The 17,235-nt window shown below is 71.8% G+C and carries 18 protein-coding genes; 9 read left to right on the top strand and 9 right to left on the bottom strand.

Going from position 1 to position 17,235, the window contains the following annotated elements; translation table 11 throughout:
• Positions 1–92: 92 nt before the first annotated feature.
• Positions 93–2,867, top strand: a complete 2,775-nt coding sequence (locus PSH03_RS16090; protein WP_238689612.1) for an ATP-binding protein — start codon at positions 93–95, stop codon at positions 2,865–2,867.
• A 14-nt stretch (positions 2,868–2,881) separates the two neighbouring features.
• On the opposite strand, the gene PSH03_RS16085 is transcribed toward PSH03_RS16090, so the two are convergent.
• Positions 2,882–3,640: a hypothetical protein gene (locus tag PSH03_RS16085; RefSeq protein WP_238689611.1), complete on the bottom strand. Its 759-nt coding sequence runs from the start codon at positions 3,638–3,640 to the stop codon at positions 2,882–2,884.
• Complete coding sequence (locus PSH03_RS16080; RefSeq protein WP_210786799.1) at positions 3,637–4,137, bottom strand: SigE family RNA polymerase sigma factor; 501 nt, start codon at positions 4,135–4,137, stop codon at positions 3,637–3,639. The genes PSH03_RS16085 and PSH03_RS16080 overlap by 4 nt, the downstream gene beginning before the upstream one ends.
• Positions 4,138–4,275: 138 nt before the next feature.
• Between PSH03_RS16080 and PSH03_RS16075 the strand changes: the two genes are divergently transcribed.
• On the top strand, positions 4,276–5,106 hold the full coding sequence (locus PSH03_RS16075; RefSeq protein ID WP_238689610.1) for a DUF3152 domain-containing protein: 831 nt from the start codon (positions 4,276–4,278) through the stop codon (positions 5,104–5,106).
• A 13-nt stretch (positions 5,107–5,119) separates the two neighbouring features.
• Here PSH03_RS16075 and PSH03_RS16070 read toward each other — a convergent pair whose 3' ends face one another.
• Entirely contained in the window at positions 5,120–5,770 is a 651-nt protein-coding gene (locus PSH03_RS16070) for a hypothetical protein (RefSeq protein WP_238689609.1), read from the bottom strand.
• 126 nt (positions 5,771–5,896) lie between these two features.
• Positions 5,897–7,012: a snapalysin family zinc-dependent metalloprotease gene (locus tag PSH03_RS16065; RefSeq protein WP_372494780.1), complete on the bottom strand. Its 1,116-nt coding sequence runs from the start codon at positions 7,010–7,012 to the stop codon at positions 5,897–5,899.
• A 306-nt stretch (positions 7,013–7,318) separates the two neighbouring features.
• Between PSH03_RS16065 and PSH03_RS16060 the strand changes: the two genes are divergently transcribed.
• Positions 7,319–7,882 (top strand): AMIN-like domain-containing (lipo)protein, encoded by a 564-nt coding sequence (locus PSH03_RS16060; protein ID WP_210786793.1) that lies wholly within the window; start codon positions 7,319–7,321, stop codon positions 7,880–7,882.
• Between the two features lie 76 nt (positions 7,883–7,958).
• On the opposite strand, the gene PSH03_RS16055 is transcribed toward PSH03_RS16060, so the two are convergent.
• The 3 genes from PSH03_RS16055 to PSH03_RS16045 are packed head-to-tail and all read right to left on the bottom strand — an operon-like array spanning position 7,959 to position 10,107.
• Positions 7,959–8,537: a dihydrofolate reductase family protein gene (locus tag PSH03_RS16055; protein ID WP_210786791.1), complete on the bottom strand. Its 579-nt coding sequence runs from the start codon at positions 8,535–8,537 to the stop codon at positions 7,959–7,961.
• Positions 8,534–9,733: an RNA polymerase sigma factor gene (locus PSH03_RS16050; protein WP_210786789.1), complete on the bottom strand. Its 1,200-nt coding sequence runs from the start codon at positions 9,731–9,733 to the stop codon at positions 8,534–8,536. The genes PSH03_RS16055 and PSH03_RS16050 overlap by 4 nt, the downstream gene beginning before the upstream one ends.
• Before the next feature lie 20 nt (positions 9,734–9,753).
• Positions 9,754–10,107 carry a YciI family protein gene (locus PSH03_RS16045; protein ID WP_112668588.1) on the bottom strand — a complete coding sequence of 118 codons (354 nt, stop codon included), beginning with the start codon at positions 10,105–10,107 and terminating at the stop codon, positions 9,754–9,756.
• A 28-nt stretch (positions 10,108–10,135) separates the two neighbouring features.
• Between PSH03_RS16045 and PSH03_RS16040 the strand changes: the two genes are divergently transcribed.
• Positions 10,136–10,315 carry a hypothetical protein gene (locus PSH03_RS16040; protein WP_238689607.1) on the top strand — a complete coding sequence of 60 codons (180 nt, stop codon included), beginning with the start codon at positions 10,136–10,138 and terminating at the stop codon, positions 10,313–10,315.
• Positions 10,316–10,705: 390 nt separating this feature from the next.
• Here the strand turns inward: PSH03_RS16040 and PSH03_RS16035 are convergent, their stop codons facing one another.
• Positions 10,706–11,533, bottom strand: coding sequence for a peptidoglycan-binding domain-containing protein (locus PSH03_RS16035; protein ID WP_238689606.1), 828 nt, complete (start codon positions 11,531–11,533; stop codon positions 10,706–10,708).
• Between the two features lie 221 nt (positions 11,534–11,754).
• Positions 11,755–12,111 carry an L-rhamnose mutarotase gene (locus PSH03_RS16030; RefSeq protein ID WP_238689605.1) on the bottom strand — a complete coding sequence of 119 codons (357 nt, stop codon included), beginning with the start codon at positions 12,109–12,111 and terminating at the stop codon, positions 11,755–11,757.
• Positions 12,112–12,276: 165 nt separating this feature from the next.
• Here PSH03_RS16030 and PSH03_RS16025 point away from each other — a divergent pair, with 165 nt between their 5' ends.
• The 5 genes from PSH03_RS16025 (at position 12,277) to PSH03_RS16005 (ending at position 17,175) form a co-directional block, all read left to right on the top strand.
• Positions 12,277–12,957 carry a response regulator gene (locus PSH03_RS16025; RefSeq protein WP_238689604.1) on the top strand — a complete coding sequence of 227 codons (681 nt, stop codon included), beginning with the start codon at positions 12,277–12,279 and terminating at the stop codon, positions 12,955–12,957.
• Between the two features lie 12 nt (positions 12,958–12,969).
• Positions 12,970–14,373 carry a sensor histidine kinase gene (locus tag PSH03_RS16020; RefSeq protein WP_210786782.1) on the top strand — a complete coding sequence of 468 codons (1,404 nt, stop codon included), beginning with the start codon at positions 12,970–12,972 and terminating at the stop codon, positions 14,371–14,373.
• Entirely contained in the window at positions 14,370–15,269 is a 900-nt protein-coding gene (locus tag PSH03_RS16015) for a Gmad2 immunoglobulin-like domain-containing protein (protein WP_238689603.1), read from the top strand. The genes PSH03_RS16020 and PSH03_RS16015 overlap by 4 nt, the downstream gene beginning before the upstream one ends.
• Positions 15,270–15,649: 380 nt before the next feature.
• Positions 15,650–15,832, top strand: a complete 183-nt coding sequence (locus PSH03_RS16010; protein ID WP_210786778.1) for a hypothetical protein — start codon at positions 15,650–15,652, stop codon at positions 15,830–15,832.
• Positions 15,829–17,175 (top strand): glycosyltransferase, encoded by a 1,347-nt coding sequence (locus PSH03_RS16005; protein WP_210786776.1) that lies wholly within the window; start codon positions 15,829–15,831, stop codon positions 17,173–17,175. Before PSH03_RS16010 ends, PSH03_RS16005 begins: the two co-directional genes overlap by 4 nt.
• Positions 17,176–17,235 lie beyond the last annotated feature (60 nt).

The following is a 17,235-nucleotide window of genomic DNA, read 5'->3' as shown; positions in this document are numbered from 1 at the left end:
GCACAGGTGAGTAGAGGTGTCAGGATGGGTAGGTAACGCGGCAGGGGTCGACGGGCCCGGAACGGGGGGCTTGCGATGGGGTCGGATCGAGCGTGACACGACCCAGCACTGACCTGTTCCTCGGCGGCGACACCGGGCGGTTGATGGCACAGCTGGACTGGGCCGGCACCCCGCTGGGCCCGGTCGACGGATGGCCGCAGAGCCTGCGCGCCGCCGTCCGGATGGTGCTCTCCTCCCGGTATCCCATGCTGCTGCTCTGGGGCGAGAGCTACTCGCAGCTCTACAACGACGCGTACTCGGCGCTGATCGGCGACAAGCACCCCGCCGCGCTCGGCGACGACGTACGGGTGACGCTGGCCGAGGGCTGGCACGTGCTCGCCCCGCTGATCGAGGAGGCCATGGCGACCGGGGTGGCCAGCTGGGTCCCCGCGCTGCAACTGCTGCTGGAGCGGGCCGGCTACCGCGAGGAGGCGTACTTCACCGTCTCGCACGCCCCGGCGCGCGACGACGACGGCCGCACCGTCGGCGTACTGACCGTGTGCAGCGAGGTCACCCAGCAGGTGGTCGGCGAACGCCGGCTGCGCCTCCTGCGCGACCTGTCCGTGCTCGGCGACGGGCGCACCGTCGACGTGGACGCCACCGGTGCTCGGCTGATCGACGTGATCGACGGCCACCCTCTGGACGTGCCGTTCGCCGCCATCTACCTGCGCGACGGCACGGCGCTGCGCCGGGTCGCCTGCACCGGCGGTGACCAGGGGCACGCCGGGGCCCTGCCGGACGCCGTCGAGCTGGCCGACCCGGGCCCGCCCGCGTACGCCTGGGGGTTGGCGGACGCCGCCGAGGGCCGGGCGACCCAGGTGACCGACGTCGCCGACCGGCTGCCGCTGCCCGCCGGCCCGTGGAACGACCCGGTCCGCACCGCGCTGGCGCTGCCGCTGCCCTCCGCCGACGAGGACCAGCCGCTCGGCGTCCTGCTCGCCGGGGTCAGCCCCAGCCGAGGGCTCGACGAGGCGTACCGCTCCTTCCACCAGCTGCTCGCCCAGCAGATCTCCGTGGCGTTGCGCAACGCCCAGGAGTACGAGGAGGAGCGGCGCCGGGTCGAGGCGATGGCGGAACTGGACCGGGTCAAGACCGACTTCTTCGCCAACGTCAGCCACGAGTTCCGTACCCCGTTGACCCTCATCCTCGGCCCGCTGACCGACGCCCTCACCGACGCCACCGCGCCGTTGGCGGCGGTCCAGCGGGAGCGGGTGGAGACCGGCTGGCGTAACGCCACCCGACTGTTGACGCTGGTCAACAGCCTGCTCACCTTCTCCAGCCTGGAGGCCGGGCGGGCGCGCAGCGACGCCCGGGTGGTGGATCTGGCCGCGCTGACCGCCGAGCTGGCCGGGGTGTTCCGGGCCGCCGTCGAGCGGGCCGGGCTGACCCTCGAGGTGAGCTGCCCACCGCTGCCCCGGCCGGTCGCGGTCGACCCGGTCAACTGGGAACGCATCGTCACGAACCTGCTCTCCAACGCGCTGAAGTACACGTTCATCGGCCGCATCCGGGTCACCCTCGACGCCGACGACGAGGAGGTGCGCCTCACCGTCGCGGACACCGGCATCGGCATCGCGGAACGCGACCTGCCGAAACTCTTCGAACGCTTCCACCGGGTGCGGGGCACCCGCTCGCGCAGTCACGAGGGCACCGGCATCGGCCTGGCCCTGGTGCACGAGTTGGCCCGGCTGGAGGGCGGCGACGTGCGCGTGACCAGCCAGGTGGGCGTCGGCAGCAGGTTCACCGTGACGCTGCCCTGGTCGGCGGCGCACCGCACCGCGGTCACCGGGCCGGCGGTGGACGGGCGGGGTGACGCGGCCCGCGCCGCCGTCGAGGAGGCGATGGGTTGGCTCACCGAACCGGACGACGCGCTGACCGAGCCCGATCCCGCGTCCGGGGCGGCCACGGACGAGCTGACCGGAGCCCGGATCCTGCTCGCCGACGACAACGCCGACATGCGGGCGTACCTCACCCGGCTGCTCGCCGGGCAGGGCTGGCGGGTGCGGGCCGTCACCGACGGCCGGCAGGCCCTCGACGAGATCCACAGTGATCTGCCCGACCTGGTCCTGACCGACGTGATGATGCCGGTGCTGGACGGCTTCGACCTGGTACGCCGACTACGCGCCGACCCGACGACCCGGACGCTGCCGGTGCTGGTGCTCTCCGCCCGTGCCGGCGGGGAGGCCAGCGTGGAGGGCCTGAGCCTGGGCGCCGACGACTACCTGGTCAAACCGTTCGCCGCGGCCGAGTTGATCGCCCGGATCCGGGCCAGCATCCGCCGAGCCCGCGACCGCACCCCTGCCGCGGCCGTCGTCGGCGACCCGGCGACTGCCACTGCCGCAGCTCCCTCGGCTCGGCCCACCCCGGTCGGGCCCGTTCCGCCGACCCCGGCTGTCGAAACCGTCCGCGACGTGGCAGTGGCCGTGCAGGCGCCGCCCGAGCCGGACGGTCTGGGCGACCTCCTGGACGTCGGGTGGACCTACCCGTCCGCGCCCACCTCCGCCGCCGCGATGCGTCGCGACGTCCGGGGCGCACTGGGCGAGCTGGACGTCGACCCGGACGTGCTGGAAGACCTCCTGCTCGCCGCCTCGGAGGCCATGAACAACGCCGTCGAGCACGCACAGCGACCCAGCCGTCCGGAGGTACGGGTGCGCGTCCAGGTGGGCGACGGGCTGATCCAGATCTCGGTACGGGACTTCGGCACCTGGCGGGACCGCCGGCCGGCGATGGACCGGGGGCGCGGCGCGCTGCTGATGAACGCCTACGGCGACGTGCGGCTGGTCTCCACCGCCGAGGGGACGACGGTGACCATCGAGCGTCGACTGGCCTGAGTGCCGGCGACGGGTCAGAGTCGGCGACCGCTGGCGTCGTGGGCGATGATGCCGTCCAGCCGCTCCCCCGGAGTGAGCCGCGCCGGGTCGAACCAGAAGACCAGCACCTGCTTGTCGCCACTCCATGGTGCCATTCGGGCGTCGACCTGCCGACCGTCGACGGTGCCGATGATCCGCTTGGCGGGGCCGACGAAGTAGCCGAAGGTGGGCACCGGCACGGCGAAGCCCTCGTCGTAGCCGATCTGGTGGAACCCGGCGCTGCGGTCGCTGCCGTAGACGTCGTTGACCAGGATGTCGGTGCTCAACGAGCCGTCCGGAGCCTGGCGACCGGCGGCCAGTCCGATGGACACCTTGGGCTCACCGGGCACGGACACCGCGACGAAGTAGTAGACCCGACGCTCGGCGCCGTGCCGCACCCCGCTGTCCACGATCTGGCCCAGCGGCTTCGGTGGCGGCTCGTCGCGGCCCACCGTCGGCGGTGGCGTGGAGCCCAGCGACTTCTCCGCCCACGGCGAGACACCGACCGACGGTGGAGCGACGGCGACCGGCGGCGGGTGCTCGGTCGGCGCCGGATCGCGCGGCCCGGACGCGCCGACCGCCACCACGACGACCACGGCGGCCAGGCCGGTCGCGAGCGTCGCCGCCCCCGCTCCGGCGACGCGTCGACGGGTACGCAACCGACGTCCCTCGCGCATCACGGAGTCCAGATCGAGCACGGCGTCGGGACGCTCGGTCGCCCGCATCGCGTGGCGGAGCCGTTCCAGCTCGCTCATCGGCGCGCCCTCTCATCGGCCGTGCGGGGCGCGGCGGTGCGCAACTTCTCCAGAGCTCGCGAGCTGGTGCTCTTGACCGTGCCGACGGATACGGAGAGTTCCCGGGCCACCTGCGCCTCCGGCAGGTCGAAGTAGTAGCGCAGGACGACGATGGCGCGCTCCCGGGGGCTGAGCGCACCGAGGATGGTGATCAACCAGCGCCGGGTGGCCACGTCGTCGGCCACGTCGCCACGCCGCTGCTCCGGCACCTCGTCGGTCGGGTACTCCCGCATCGGCCGTCGCCACCCGTCGACCAGATGGTTGACCAGCGTGCGGCGGGCGTACCCGTAGGCGTCGTCGTCGTGGATCCGCGACCACGACGCGTAGGTGCGCACCAGTGCGGTCTGCGCGGCATCCTCGGCCTGGTGGTGGTCGCCGGTCATCAGGTACGCGGCGTGCACCAGTCGCGCGGACGCCGCCCGCGCGAACTCGACGAAATCGGCGTCACCCCGCGCCACCGCGAACCCTCCCCGTGCCACAGAGCTAGAGACGGGCGAGGTCGGCAAAAGGTTGAGCCCTGGGTCACATCAACTTTTCGCCACTGTCACCCGTCTTCTCCTCCGCGCCGCCGCCGAGCGACGCGCGAGGGGAGAGACATGTCGACGAAGGCTACCCGCCGCTGGGGTCCCACCTCGATGGCGTCGCTGCTGGTGGTGGTGCTGCTCACCGGGTGCGGTCTGCCCGCCGCCGGGCAACCCGCCACCGAACCGGTCGCCGCCGGGCCGCTGCCCAGCGGACCGGCGACATCTACCGGTCGGCCGACCGGGGCCGCCGAGGTCCGACCCAGTTCCGCGCCCGTCGTCCCGGTCAGCTACCCCGCCACCGGCGGTAACCGCTGGTCGGTGGCGCCTGGCGAGACGACCCCCGGGCGCGCGACGGCCGGCCGGTTGCTGCGCTACCGGGTCGCCGTCGAGCGCGACATTCGGGGCCTGCCGGCGAAGGACATCGCCACGGCGATCACCACGACGTTGAACGACCCACGCGGGTGGACGGCGGGCGGGGCGTGGCGGTTGCGCCGGGTCGGTGCCGGCGAACCGACCGACTTCACCATCTACCTGGCGACCCCCGGCACCCGCGACACCCTCTGCCAAGACGTGCCGGACGCCTACACCTCCTGCCGCAACGGTGGCCGGGTGGTGCTCAACGTGGCGCGTTGGGTCAAGGGGGTGCCGGGTTACGGCGCGACGGTGGAGACCTACCGGCAGTACATGGTCAACCACGAGGTGGGGCACAAGCTCGGGTACGGCCACGAGCGGTGTCCCGGGCGGGGCCGGCCGGCGCCGGTGATGCAGCAGCAGACGCTGGGCCTGCACGGCTGCTCCGCGAACGCTTGGCCGTACCCGAAGGGCAAGGCCCGCTACAGCGGGCCGGTCGGGGCGTACGACGACGCGATCCCCCGGCGTGAGGGCGCCTACTCGGCATCGTGAGGACGGCGTGCCCTCAGGTGCGGCGGCGGCGCTCCTGTTCGAGTCGCTCGTCCTGCCGGCCCATCTCGTAGATGGCGTTGAGGCTGGTCGGCAGGCGGCTGACGTTTTCCGGCACCGGGCCGGGATCCGGCGCCGGCCCGGAATCCGGTACCGGACCGGGGTCGGGTGCGGCGGCGAGGGCCGGGGCCCGGCGGCGCAGGAGCAGCAGTGCCAGCACCCCGAGGACGGCCACGACCAGCAGGTACGACACGGGTGGCCAGGCATCGCGGGTGGGGTTGGCGAGCGCCGACGGCTGGGTCGGTGCGGGGGTGTCGCCGTCGCGCCAGGGCACGCCGGCCTCGCGGGTGCCGGTGCCTACGCCATCGCTGCGGCGATCGGGGGCTGCGGGTGCGGGGAGACCACCGCCTGCCGACCCGGCGGGCGCGGGGATCGCGATGGGTTCCGCCGGACTGGGCCGACCGACGACCGGTGGCCGACTCGGCGTGGCCGCTCCGGTGGGGGTGTCGCTCGGCGTCGGGGCGGCACTCGGCGTGTCGCCACCGAGCAGGTCGTCGACGATCTGGCCGACGCCGCCGACGATGTCACCGAGCGGATCTGAGGTGGCCGACGGGGACGGCGCGGGCGCGAGGGCGAGGGTCAGCGCGAGGACGACGACGGTAGGCATGACGCCACCTCCGATGTGCCGGATATGCCACGCACCGTACCGCATCGTGGGATCGCGTGGGTGACACCGGCGCACCGGGGCGGGGGCGCGTCTGGCGCTCGCCCCCGCCCGCGATGTCGCTGATGGTCAGACCGGCAGGCCACCGACCTGAGTGGAGATCCACGATCGGATCGACGGCAGGTCGACGTAGATGGACGGGCTGGTGGCGCAGGTGGAGTTGTTGTTGCCGGCCCGACTCGTGGCGCCGATCAGGTTCCACACTCCGTTGACCCGGCGCACCTGCGGCCCACCCGAGTCGCCGTAGCAGGCGCCGGAGTTGCCGTTGGTGTTGTTGGTGCAGATCTCGTACGGGCCGTTGATGCCGGAGCACCGACTGTCGGCCACGATGGACGTGTCGAGTTCGTTGGCCACGGCCGGAGCCGAACCGCAGCCCCGCGGGGCGCAGGTCTGGCCCCAGCCGATGATTCGGGTGGCGGTACCGACCGCGCCGGAGGTGCTCGGGATCGGGGCCGGCGCGTAGGTGACCGAGCTGGCCAGTTGCAGCAGCTTGACGTCGACGCTCGGGTGGTTGACCGCCCGGGTCACCCGCACGACGGTCCCGCCGCTGGAACGGTTGATGCTGCCCACCCGCACCGAGGACGGCGTCGAACAGTGCTTGGCGGTGACCGCCCAGTTGCCCTTGATCAGCGTGCCGGTGCAGCCGGAGACATAGACCATGAAGGGGTAGTTCTCCGTGGCCGGCCGGCCGCCGACCACCAGCGGGCTGATGTCCGAGTCGCCGTTCCAGGTGTACGTCGTGCTGGCCGGCGCGGCCAGGGAGCCGGCGAACAGCGAGTTCACCCGGCTCGCCTCGGCGGCGCTGGGGTTCGCGTTGCGACAGGAGACCGGTGCGCTGCTGCCGGACATCAGGTCGGAGCAGAGGCCGGTGCGCCGGTCCGGCAGGCCCAGGATGTGGCCGACCTCGTGGGTGGCGATGCGGGTGCGGTCGTAGCCCTGGTTGACGGCCGTGCGGCCCATCCAGATCCGGCCCGAGCCGAGACCGGTCGGCTGCGCGCGGGGCCAGCCTTCGTCGACGTAGATGGTGATGCTGGCCGGGGTGCCGGCCAGGAGTCGGACGTTGCTGACCCGGCTGTTCCAGATCTGCGCCGCCTGGTCGAAGTTGGTGCGGAACTCGCCGGTCCGGCTCGCGTCGTAGTAGACGGTCCGGACGGCGGCGGCGGGCGTACCGGTGGCGAGCTGCATCCCGGCCGCCGCCAGGATCGCCACCAGCATGGCCAGCGCCGCGCGTCTCAGTTGTCCTCGGAACATCGGGTACTCCCCTGCGGTCGTCCGGCGACCGTCGGCCACCGGTTCATCGATGCGCACCGATATTAATGTGACGGCGGCCGATGTTCGGCATAGCGGAAGCGTCATACCGGCGACGTGGAGGCTGTTACCCAGCGGTTACGCCGCGGCGAAGCGCCCGTGCCGGGGCAGGACGACGGTGGCGGCAGAGGGTCACCGGCAGCGCCGCCGCGACGTGACCCCGGTACCGGACGGAGAAGAACCATGAGGATCAGGAGCGCACTGACCGCGTTGGCGGTCGCCCTCGCCGGGCTGGTCGCCAGCGCCGGCAGCAGCACCGCCGCGGGCACCACGACCGGAGCGGCGTACTGCGGGATCACCTGGGGCAGCGCGGAGAAGGCGGCCGGTGCGCTGAGCGACGCCCCGCTGGTCGACGTACGAACCGGCCGGCACGACTGTTACGACCGGGTGGTGTTCGAGTTCAACGGCCCGGTCGACGGTTACGCGATCGGCTACGGGGAGACGTGGACCGAGGGCGAAGGGCTGGCGCTGTCGCCGTACACCGCCGGCGGCGCGCTGCTGCGGGTCTCGCTGCGGGCACCGGCGTACGACGACGACCACCTGGGCACCGTGCCCTACGCGGTCGGCGAGCACGTGGCGAACCTGCTGCGCTACCCGACGCTGCGCGACGTGGTGTTCGGCGGCAGCTTCGAGGGCTACAGCACCTTCGCCGTCGGCGTACGGGCGCGGTTGCCGTTCCGGGTGCTCGTGCTCGCCGGTCCCGGCACCCACAGCCGGGTCGTGCTCGACGTCGCCCACCAGTGGTAGTCGAAGCAGGCCGATCCGCTTGGCCGTCCGCCGACATCAGGCGGACGGCCATGGTGCGCACTGACCCGGGCATCAGTCAGGCGTGCAGGGTGGGCCGATAGACGAGTTCCTGGGTGCGACCGTCGAGGGTCCGGCTCTCGATCAATTCCAGGTCGAAGTCGGCCGCGCCCTGGAAGATCGGCTCGGTGCCGGTCTGTCCGGTGATCACCGGGAAGAGCGTCACCTGGACGAAATCGACCAGTCCGGCGGCCATCAACGCCCGGTTCAACGACAGGCTGCCGTGCGATCGCAGGGGCACGGCGGACTCCTCCTTGAGCCGGGCGACGACGTCGACCGCGTCACCGCGCACGACTGTCGCGTCCGGCCAGTCGAGCGGGCCTTCCAGCGTGTTCGACACCACGGTCGCCGGCAGGTTCCTCATCTGGGTCACCCACGCGTCGCGGACCTCGGACTCCTCGGTGCTCACGGCCAGCATCTGCGCGAACACCCGGTACGTGTTGGCCCCGAAGACCATGCGCTGCTCCGCGCTGTACCCGGACAGGCGGTGCGCGAGCAGTTCGGGGCCCTGCTTACCCCAGTACCCGCCCCAGTTGCCGCTGGTGGTGCCGAAGCCGTCGAGGCTGGAAAAGACGTCGACGGTGTAGGTGGCGGTCATGATGTTCTCCGTTCACGGGTGAGTTCGGTCCGACGGGTCTGCAGGTGGGCCCGCTCGGTCTCGTTGGTGGCCAGTGCCGTGGCCCGGTCGTAGGCGGCTCGGGCCTCGTCGTTCCGTCCGAGTCGGGCGAGCAGTTCGGCCCGGGTTGCGGGCAGCCGGTGATAGCCCGGAAGGTCGAGGCCCTCCAACGCGGCGAGGGCCACCGCCGGCCCGTGCACCTCGGCGACGGCGACCGCGCGGTTGAGCGCCACGACCGAGGTCGGCGCGAGAGCGAGGAGCTGGTCGTACAGTGCCAGGACCTGCGGCCAGTCGGTGGCGGCGCCGTCGGTGTGCACCGCGCTGATCGCGGCCTGGATCTGGTACGGGCCGGGCCGGTTACGGCGCAGGCAACGGCGGACGATGTCGTGGCCCTCGGCGATGAGCGGCCGGCTCCACAGTGATCGGTCCTGGTCGGCCAGCAGCACCAGGTCGCCGGTCGGGCCGAGCCGGGCCGGGCGGCGCGCCTCGGTCAGCAGCAGCAGGGCGAGAAGGCCCAGAACCTCGGGCTCGTCGGGCATCAACGCGGCGAGTTCGCGGGCGAGCCGGATCGCCTCGGCGCACAGGTCCGTTCTGATCAACGGACCGGCGGTGGACGCGTAGCCCTCGTTGAACATCAGGTAGAGCACCGCGAGGACGGGCGGCAGCCGGTCCGGCAGCTCATGTCCGGCCGGAACCCGGTACGGGATGGCGGCGTCGCGGATCTTCTTCTTGGCGCGCACGATCCGCTGGGCGACGGTCGCCTCCTGGACCAGGTAGGCACGGGCGATCTCCGGTACTTCGAGGCCGCCCAGCAGGCGCAGGGTGAGAGCCGTCCGCGCCTCCGGGGCCAGCGCCGGGTGACAGCAGGTGAAGATGAGTCGTAGCTGGTCGTCCCGCACCGGTCCCACCTCCGAGGGCTCATCCTGGTGATACAGCAGCAGGGCCTGGGCGTGCCGGGCCTCGCGGGTCGACTCCCGGCGAAGCCGGTCGACGGCACGGTTGCGTGCGGTCGTCACGATCCAGGCGCCCGGGTTCGGCGGCAGCGTCTGCCACTTCTGCAGCGCCGTGGTGAAGGCGTCCTGGACGGCCTCCTCGGCGAGGTTGATGTCACCGAGGAGGCGGGCCAGGGTGGCGACGCAGCGGCCGTACTCCGCGCGGTAGATGCTCGCCAGGTCCATGTCGGGAGAGCGGCTGCCGGTCAGGCCTGGGACAGGTCGTCGAAGGGGCGCACCTCGACCGGGCCGCAGGCCGCCGCGCACCTCTCGGCCCAGGCCAGCGCCGCGTCCAGGTCCGCGCACCTGATGACCCAGAACCCGGCGATGTGCTCCTTCGTCTCGGCGAACGGCCCATCGCTCATCGCGGTGGTGCCGTTCTCGACCCGGACGACGGTGGCGCTGTCCGGCGAGGTGAGTCCCCCGCCGAAGACCCAGGCGCCCGCTGCCTGCATGTCGTCGTTGATCCGGCCCGTCTCCCTGAACATGGTCTGCGTCTCCTCGTCGGACGGCGTCGGCGCGCCCTCGACGAAGTGCACTGACAGCAGGTACTGCTTCATGACGATCCTCCGGTAGCTCGATGGTGGGATGGGTACAGGTCAGGCGGCCACGACGTTCGACGTGGTGGCGCGGGTCGTGTTCGCGGTGGCGGTCATCGTGCCCTCCAGTGGGTGTGCGGCAGGTTGCGATGCCGGGCTCTCACCAGGGCTACGAACTGAACCGATCCCGATCGACAGCACGCCCAAACTTTTTGTCGACGAGTTTTGACGTCGGCGTGAGACGACGGAGTCTCGGGACATAGCGGACGAGCCCGACCACCGATTCTCGCAGCTCAAGCGGCTGCGGCACCGCACGCCGCTCGGCGTGCGGTGCCGCTGGGTGGGTCGTCAGTAGTTCGCGTAGGCGGTCAGGTCGCGGTACCCGTCGGCCTTGCCGTCGTTCGACCAGCCGGCGTCCTCAGGCTCGGCGTTGGCATCACCCGCGACGGTCTTCAGGTCGCCGCCGAGGCGGTCCCTCGCCTCGTCGGCCTCCTTGATGTTCTCGTCGGCGCACGGGGCCGTGCCAGGTGTTGGTCGGCCAGTGGACCGAGGCGACCGAGACGTCCTCGTTGCGGACGTTGTCGTGCAGCCGGCATCGAAGTGCGAGAACCGGTGTGCCTCAGAGCGTGCGCTGGTACTCCTCCCAGGTCCGCTTCGGGCTGACCGCCGGTCCATCATCGACACCCCGGTTGGCCAGGCCGTTACGACCGAGGTAATAGTCACCGGCCTGGTTCTGCGCACCTGTCGACTGGTCGGTGTCGGAGAGCGCGATGGCGTGGATGTGGTAGCCCCAGTCCCCCTGGGCCGGGGTCCGCAGCCACGCGGCGAAGCCCACCGTGCGCAGTCGACGCAACACGTCCGTCCGGACCGCCGAGGAGAGACCGCTGACCGAGAGGTCGAGCGCGCCGCCGCCGTCGTGCGTGCCGGCGGAGGCGCCCACACCGCTGCTGTACGAGCCCTGCGTGATGCCGAGCTGCCGGCCGAGCAGGCGTTCGGCCTCGAACAGCATCGACCTGGTGCGGGTGTTGACCTGCACGCCCCGCAGAGTCACCACGCTGCCGGGCGAGATGGCCCTGATGACTGTGTAGCGGCCCTCCCCGAGCGACCGCAGCGACGACGGGCCGGGAAGACCTGTGGCGTCGAGACCGGTGTAGCCCAGCGACCGCTGGTACGCGGCGTACGCGGCGATCGTGCTGGTGCCGAAATGACCGTCGACGTACGCCGACGAGAGCAGCCCTCTCGCCTGGAGTGCGCGCTCCACCAGCAGGACGCTGTCCTTGGCCCCCTCGGTCAGCGCGGTGTCCGCCCGACGCGGGTCGATCTGCGCCGCCTTGATCAGCGCCTCCATGTCCAGCTGCGGCAACGCGGCCGTGGCCGGGCCGGCCAGCGGTACGGCACCGACCACCGCCGCACCTGCGGCGACGAGCAGGTTCCTTCTCGTGAGCACGCTTCCTCCGCAATATATCGACAAATTGGCATGACGGAATGAAGCTATTCTTCAATGCACGGAGCTGAGTTGTCACCCCGCTGGGGCGTACGAATGTCCTCGGGTTCGCCTCCCGCCGGTCGACCTGGATGGTCGGGACCAGCCGGCCCCGACCATCCGGTGGCGCCCATCCGACCCACGTCCGTCGCAGGTCGGTGGGCCGCCGTCGCAGCTCCCGTCAGCTAGCTGCCAGAACCCTGCTGGATCGGGTCGGGTGCCTGCCCGACCGCCTCGTCGGCCAGGTGCCAGACCTCGCGCATCGGGGCCCACCAGTCCCCCGAGCCGGGCTCGGCGATCGACTCCTGACACGGGTCGGTCAGCTTCCACCACTCCTGCGTCTGCGGGTCCGCCGCGATCAGCCGCAGGTCGGCCTCGTAGTCGTCGCCCACGTACTCGTAGTAGCCGAAGAGCAGGTCGTCGTGGAGGAAGATGGTGTAGTTGCGGAAGTTTGCCTCGCGCAGCGTCTTCTCCACGCTCGGCCAGACGGCGGCGTGCAACCGCAGGTAGGTCTCCCGCTGCTCGGGGCGGAGTCGGATCACGCAGCCATGACGTTTCACGTCGTGCCCTTTCGTGTGAGCTGTTTCAGGGGTGCCGAAGGCACCTGAAAGTAGCGGTTGGGCAGTGCCCAGAGGTGACCAGCCGGCCACCGATGTCGGCCGTTTCGCCAGGACTACGCACCGTGGCGCCAGGTCTACCCTCGGGTGATGGAGGGCCGCGTGTTGGTGGTCGAGGACGACTTCTCGATCCGGGAGATCACCGCCCTCGGTCTGCGCCGCGCCGGTTTCCGGGTCGACACCGCGGTCGACGGGCGGCAGGCCCTGGCCGCGTTCCGCGCCCACCCGGTCGACCTCATCGTGCTCGACATCATGCTGCCGGGGCTGGACGGTCTGGAGGTCTGCCGGGAGATCCGGCGGACCAGCCAGGTGCCGATCCTGATGCTGACCGCGCGCACCGACACCATCGACGTGGTGGTCGGGCTGGAGTGCGGCGCGGACGACTATCTGCGCAAGCCCTTCGACCTGCCCGAGCTGGTGGCCCGGGTCCGCTCGGTGCTGCGCCGGGTGAGCGTGCCGGCCCCCTCGACAGTCATCGAGGTCGGCGGCCTGGAGATCGACCCGGGCGGCTTCGTGGTCCGCCGGCACGGCCAGGAGGTGGCGCTCACCGCCACCGAGTTCCGCCTGTTGCTGGAGCTGGCCCGCCGGCCCGGTCAGGTCTTCACCCGGGAGCTGCTGCTGGACCTGGTCTGGAACCACGACTTCCTCGGCGACTCCCGACTGGTCGACGTGGCGGTGCAGCGGTTACGGGCCAAGATCGAGGACGACCCGGCGCAGCCACTGCTGATCCGGACCGTACGCGGTGCCGGCTACAAACTCTCGACGGGCTGACGGGGGGCGGCGATGGCCGGACGCGCGGTGTTCCCCGGGCGCCTGCGACGCCGGCTGACGATCGCGTTCGTCCTGGTCGCCGGCGTCTCGGCCGGGCTGCTCGCCGGCGGGACCGGGCTGCTGCTGCGGCAGTCCTGGTTGGACGCGTCGCTGCACGAGGCCGCCGCCGACGCCCGCTACCACCTCGTTCTCGCTGGGCAGTTCCTGCCGCTGACCGAGCAACGCAGCACCGAACTGCTCACCAGCTTCGAGGCCAGCGGTCGGCACGTGCTGCTCGTCGACGGCCCGACCCGCGCATCGCACCCCGCGTACGCCCCGGAGCTGGGCACCCGGTTGCGGGCCGTCGTCGCGGACGGGCGGCTCGGCTATCAGCGCTCCGCGCCGAAGGAGCGTCCTCGGCTGCTGGTGATCGGTGGGCGCATTCCCGGCTCGACCGCCGAGCTGTACGTCCTGACCGTGGAAGACGACGTCGCCACCGATCTGGGTCAGCTACGCACCGCGCTGGTGGCCGGCTGGGTGCTCGTGGTGTTGCTCGCCGCCGCGGTGGGTCACGCGTTGGCCCGCCGCACGTTGGAGCCGGTGGGCCGGGCGAGCCGGGCCGCCCGAGCGCTCACCGAGGGTTTGCTCGCCACCCGCCTGCCGGTACGCGGGCGCGACGAGTTCAGCGTCTGGGCGGCGACGTTCAACGAGATGGCCGAGGCACTGGAGTCGAAGATCGCGGCGCTGTCGGCCGCGCAGGCCCGCGAGCGGCGGTTCACCGCCGACGTCGCGCACGAGCTCCGTACCCCGGTGACCGCGTTGGTGGCCGCGGCGTCGCTGCTGCGCGAGCACCTCGACCAACTACCCGACGACGCCCGGCCGGCGGCCCGGCTGCTGGTCGGCGACGTGGTCCGGCTGCGCCGGTTGGTCGAGGATCTGATGGAGATCTCCCGGTTGGACGCCGGGCGGGAGCAGGTGGCTGTCGGGCCGGTCGACGCGTTGGCGCTGCTGCACGGCATCGTCGCCGCGCGCGGCTGGTCGCCGCGCGTGCGGGTCACCGGTGATCCGGTCGCGGCGCGCACCGACAGGCGTCGGCTGGAGCGCGTGCTGGCCAACCTGGTCGCCAACGCGGTCGAGCACGGCGGTGGCGAGATCACTGCCAGCGTGGCGGGCGCCGGATCACTGGTCGTCTTCGAGGTGATCGACGACGGGCCGGGCATCCCGGCCGAGCATCTGCCCCGCGTGTTCGACCGGTTCCACCAGGTCGATCCGTCCCGCTCCGCGCCCGGCAGTGGGCTCGGGCTGGCCATCGCCCAAGAGCACGCCGAGCTGCTCGGCGGCGCGCTGAGCGTGCGCAGCGACCCGGGCGAGGGCACCCGGTTCCGGCTGGAGTTGCCCACTGCCGGTCCCGCCGGCCCGCCGGGCGGTGCGGGATGACCGGCCGTGGCGCGGTCGGGCCGGGCGTGTCGGCGCTGGTCGCGGCGCTCCTGCTCGGCGGCTGCGGCACTCCCCGCTCCGGCGACCTCGGCCCGGCGCCCACGGCGCCGCCGCCCAGCGTCGCACCCACCGACCGCCCGGAGCGCACGCCGACCCGGGCCGCGGCACCGACGCCACCACCCCCGAACCGGCCGCCGGGTCCGCCGACGGCGGCGTCCACCGGCACGCGCCGACCGGATCCGGTGACCATCGAGCTGTGGTACGTCCGCGCCGGGCTGCTCGTGCCGACCCGGCGCACCCGGCCGGCCACTGTCGCGACGTCCCGGCTGGCGCTGACCGAACTGGCCGCCGGGCCGAGCTCGGCCGAGGCGGCCGCCGGGATGATCACCCTCCTTCCGACCGGCGTCGAGGTCACCCGCATCGCCGACGAGGTGGCGACGCTGCGGGTGCCGTCCGTCGGCGACCCGTCCACCCGGCGGCTGCGCGAGGCGCAGGTGGTGTGGACGCTCACCCAGTTCCCCAGCGTGCGTCAGGTCCGCCTCGACGGCGCGGCCCCGGTCGACCGGGCAGACTACGCGGACCTGCTGCCACCGATCGTGGTCACCGGCCCGATCCCCGGCGAGCGCGTGTCCGCCCCGCTCGTCGTCACCGGCACCGCCACCGTGTTCGAGGCCACTGTGAGCGTCCGGGTGCTGGACGCCGCCGGCCGGGAGGTGGCCACCGGTTTCGGCACCGCCAGTTGCGGCAGCGGCTGCCGGGGCGGGTACCGCGTGGTGGTCGGCTGGCGCCCGGTCCGCGAACAGAAGGGCACTGTCGAGGTGTACGAGGTGTCCGCCGAGAACGGCGCGCGGATCAAAACGATGGCGGTGCCGGTGGTCCTCGCACCCCGCGACTGACCGCCTCGCCCAAAGAGGGTGTTAACCCGGTGCGTCATCCGTTTGTCGACAGCGACGCGCGGCGCTGACGTCTACCCGACAGCGCAGATCCTCGCCGGCATTCACCGGGCTGGCGCGGCCACGCGGTGAAAGCGCAGGCCAGGTGCCGTGGAGCCGGTGGGAACGTCTCCGACACGCCGGCAGCGGGACGGCTCGTCGGGCTTGGCCGGACGACCGTTCCCCTGACCTTCGAGATTGACCTGGGTGGACATGTTTGCCAACGTGAGCGCGTCATTGCGCACAGTCATATTCGCTGTTCAGCCCCGTGACGGCCGGGCCACACTGGAGTCGTACCGGTCGCCGCGACAGCCTCACCATCCCTCGCAGAGCGGAGATACATCATGTCCGGTGGCAGCCTTCCCCGTACCGGTATGGGCGTCGTCACGATCGGCGGCGCGGCCGGTATCGGCAGCTACGCACTTCCCCTGCCGCTCACCATCGCCCTCACCGGAGCGACCGCCGTCCTCATCGGCTTCATCATGATCCGGATGACGTTCCGTCGTAAGCAGTCGGTCGGCCAGTGACCGCTAGCGTCACGAAAGGTCGTGTCCTGTTCGCCGCGGCGGTCGTCCTGGCCGCCGCGGCGGCGTGGAGCGCCCATCACGTCCTCGCCGTGATCGGCGCCATCAACGGAGGCGGTCACCGCTTCACCTTCGCGTACGCCGCCATGTTCCTGCTGCTGATCTGGCAGCTCGGCACCTCCTATCTGGAGAAGCCCGCAGTGGTCACCGACCGGATGCAGGGGCACCTAGACGCTCTGCACGTGGTGGGCATCGTGCCGGCGTACAACGAGGATCCGGGCGCGCTGCGGGCCTGCCTCGAATCCATGATCTTCCAAACCCGCAAACCGGACACCATTTACGTGGTGGACGACGGGTCGAAGCTGACCGAGGGCTACCAGCCGATCAAGCGGTGGTTTCTCGACGTCGCCCCCGTCCACGGGATCATCGCCGCCTGGCACATTCAGCCCAATGCCGGGAAACGGCACGCCCAGGCCGCCGCGGTGCGGTCGACACCGGCAGCCGACGTCTACTGGACGGTGGACTCGGACACCATCTCGGACCCGAACGCCCTCAGGGAGTTGTTGAAGCCCTTCGCCGATCCGGCGGTGCAGTCCGTCGCGGGGGTGGTGATGGCCGCGAATGTGCGCAGCAGCTTCCTCACCCGGTTCACCGACCTGTGGCTGGTGACCGGGCAGCTCACCGACCGGTCGTCGCTGTCGGTGTTCGGGTGCGTGTGGGTGAACTCGGGCCCGATCGCCGCCTACCGCGCGGAGGTGGTTCGCGACAACCTCGGCGCGTATCTGACGGAGACGTTCTTCGGCCAGCGGGTGCCCTTCTCCGACGACTCCCTCCTCACCCTCTTCGCGATGGTCCGGGGACGCACCGTACAGCAGCCGTCGGCGTTCGCGTTCTCCCTCATGCCGGAGAACACCGGGCACTTCTGCCGGATGTTCCTGCGCTGGATGCGCGGCAGCTTCATCAGGACCTGGTGGCGGGTCCGGTACCTGTCATTGCTGTCGATCGCGTGGTGGCTGCATCTGCTGCGCTGGGCTGCCACGGTGGTCGCGACGGTGCTGTTCGTGGCGGTCGCGATCCTGTCGCCGATCATCGACCCCGACCCGCGGGCGATTCCGTGGCTGGTGGCTGTGCCGTTGATCGTCGGGTACGGGCAGGCGCTCCGCTACATGACGGTGCGACGATCGGACCAGTCGACCGCCTACCAGTGGGGCACCTGGCTCCTCACGCCCGTCGCTGTGGTGTTCGCCCTGGTCGTGCTGCGAGCGATCCGCTGGTACGGCATCGCCACCTGCTGGCGCACCGGCTGGGGCACCCGCAAGAAGGTGGAAGTGGCGCTGGGTTCCTGACCACGCGACCCGTGCTGAACCTGACACCTGGCATGACGCCGTGTGAAACGTGACCGTTTC

It is taken from the genome of Micromonospora salmantinae (assembly GCF_022230905.1).
Lineage (GTDB): Bacteria > Actinomycetota > Actinomycetes > Mycobacteriales > Micromonosporaceae > Micromonospora > Micromonospora salmantinae.
This window is presented reverse-complemented; position numbering and strand designations above follow the sequence as displayed.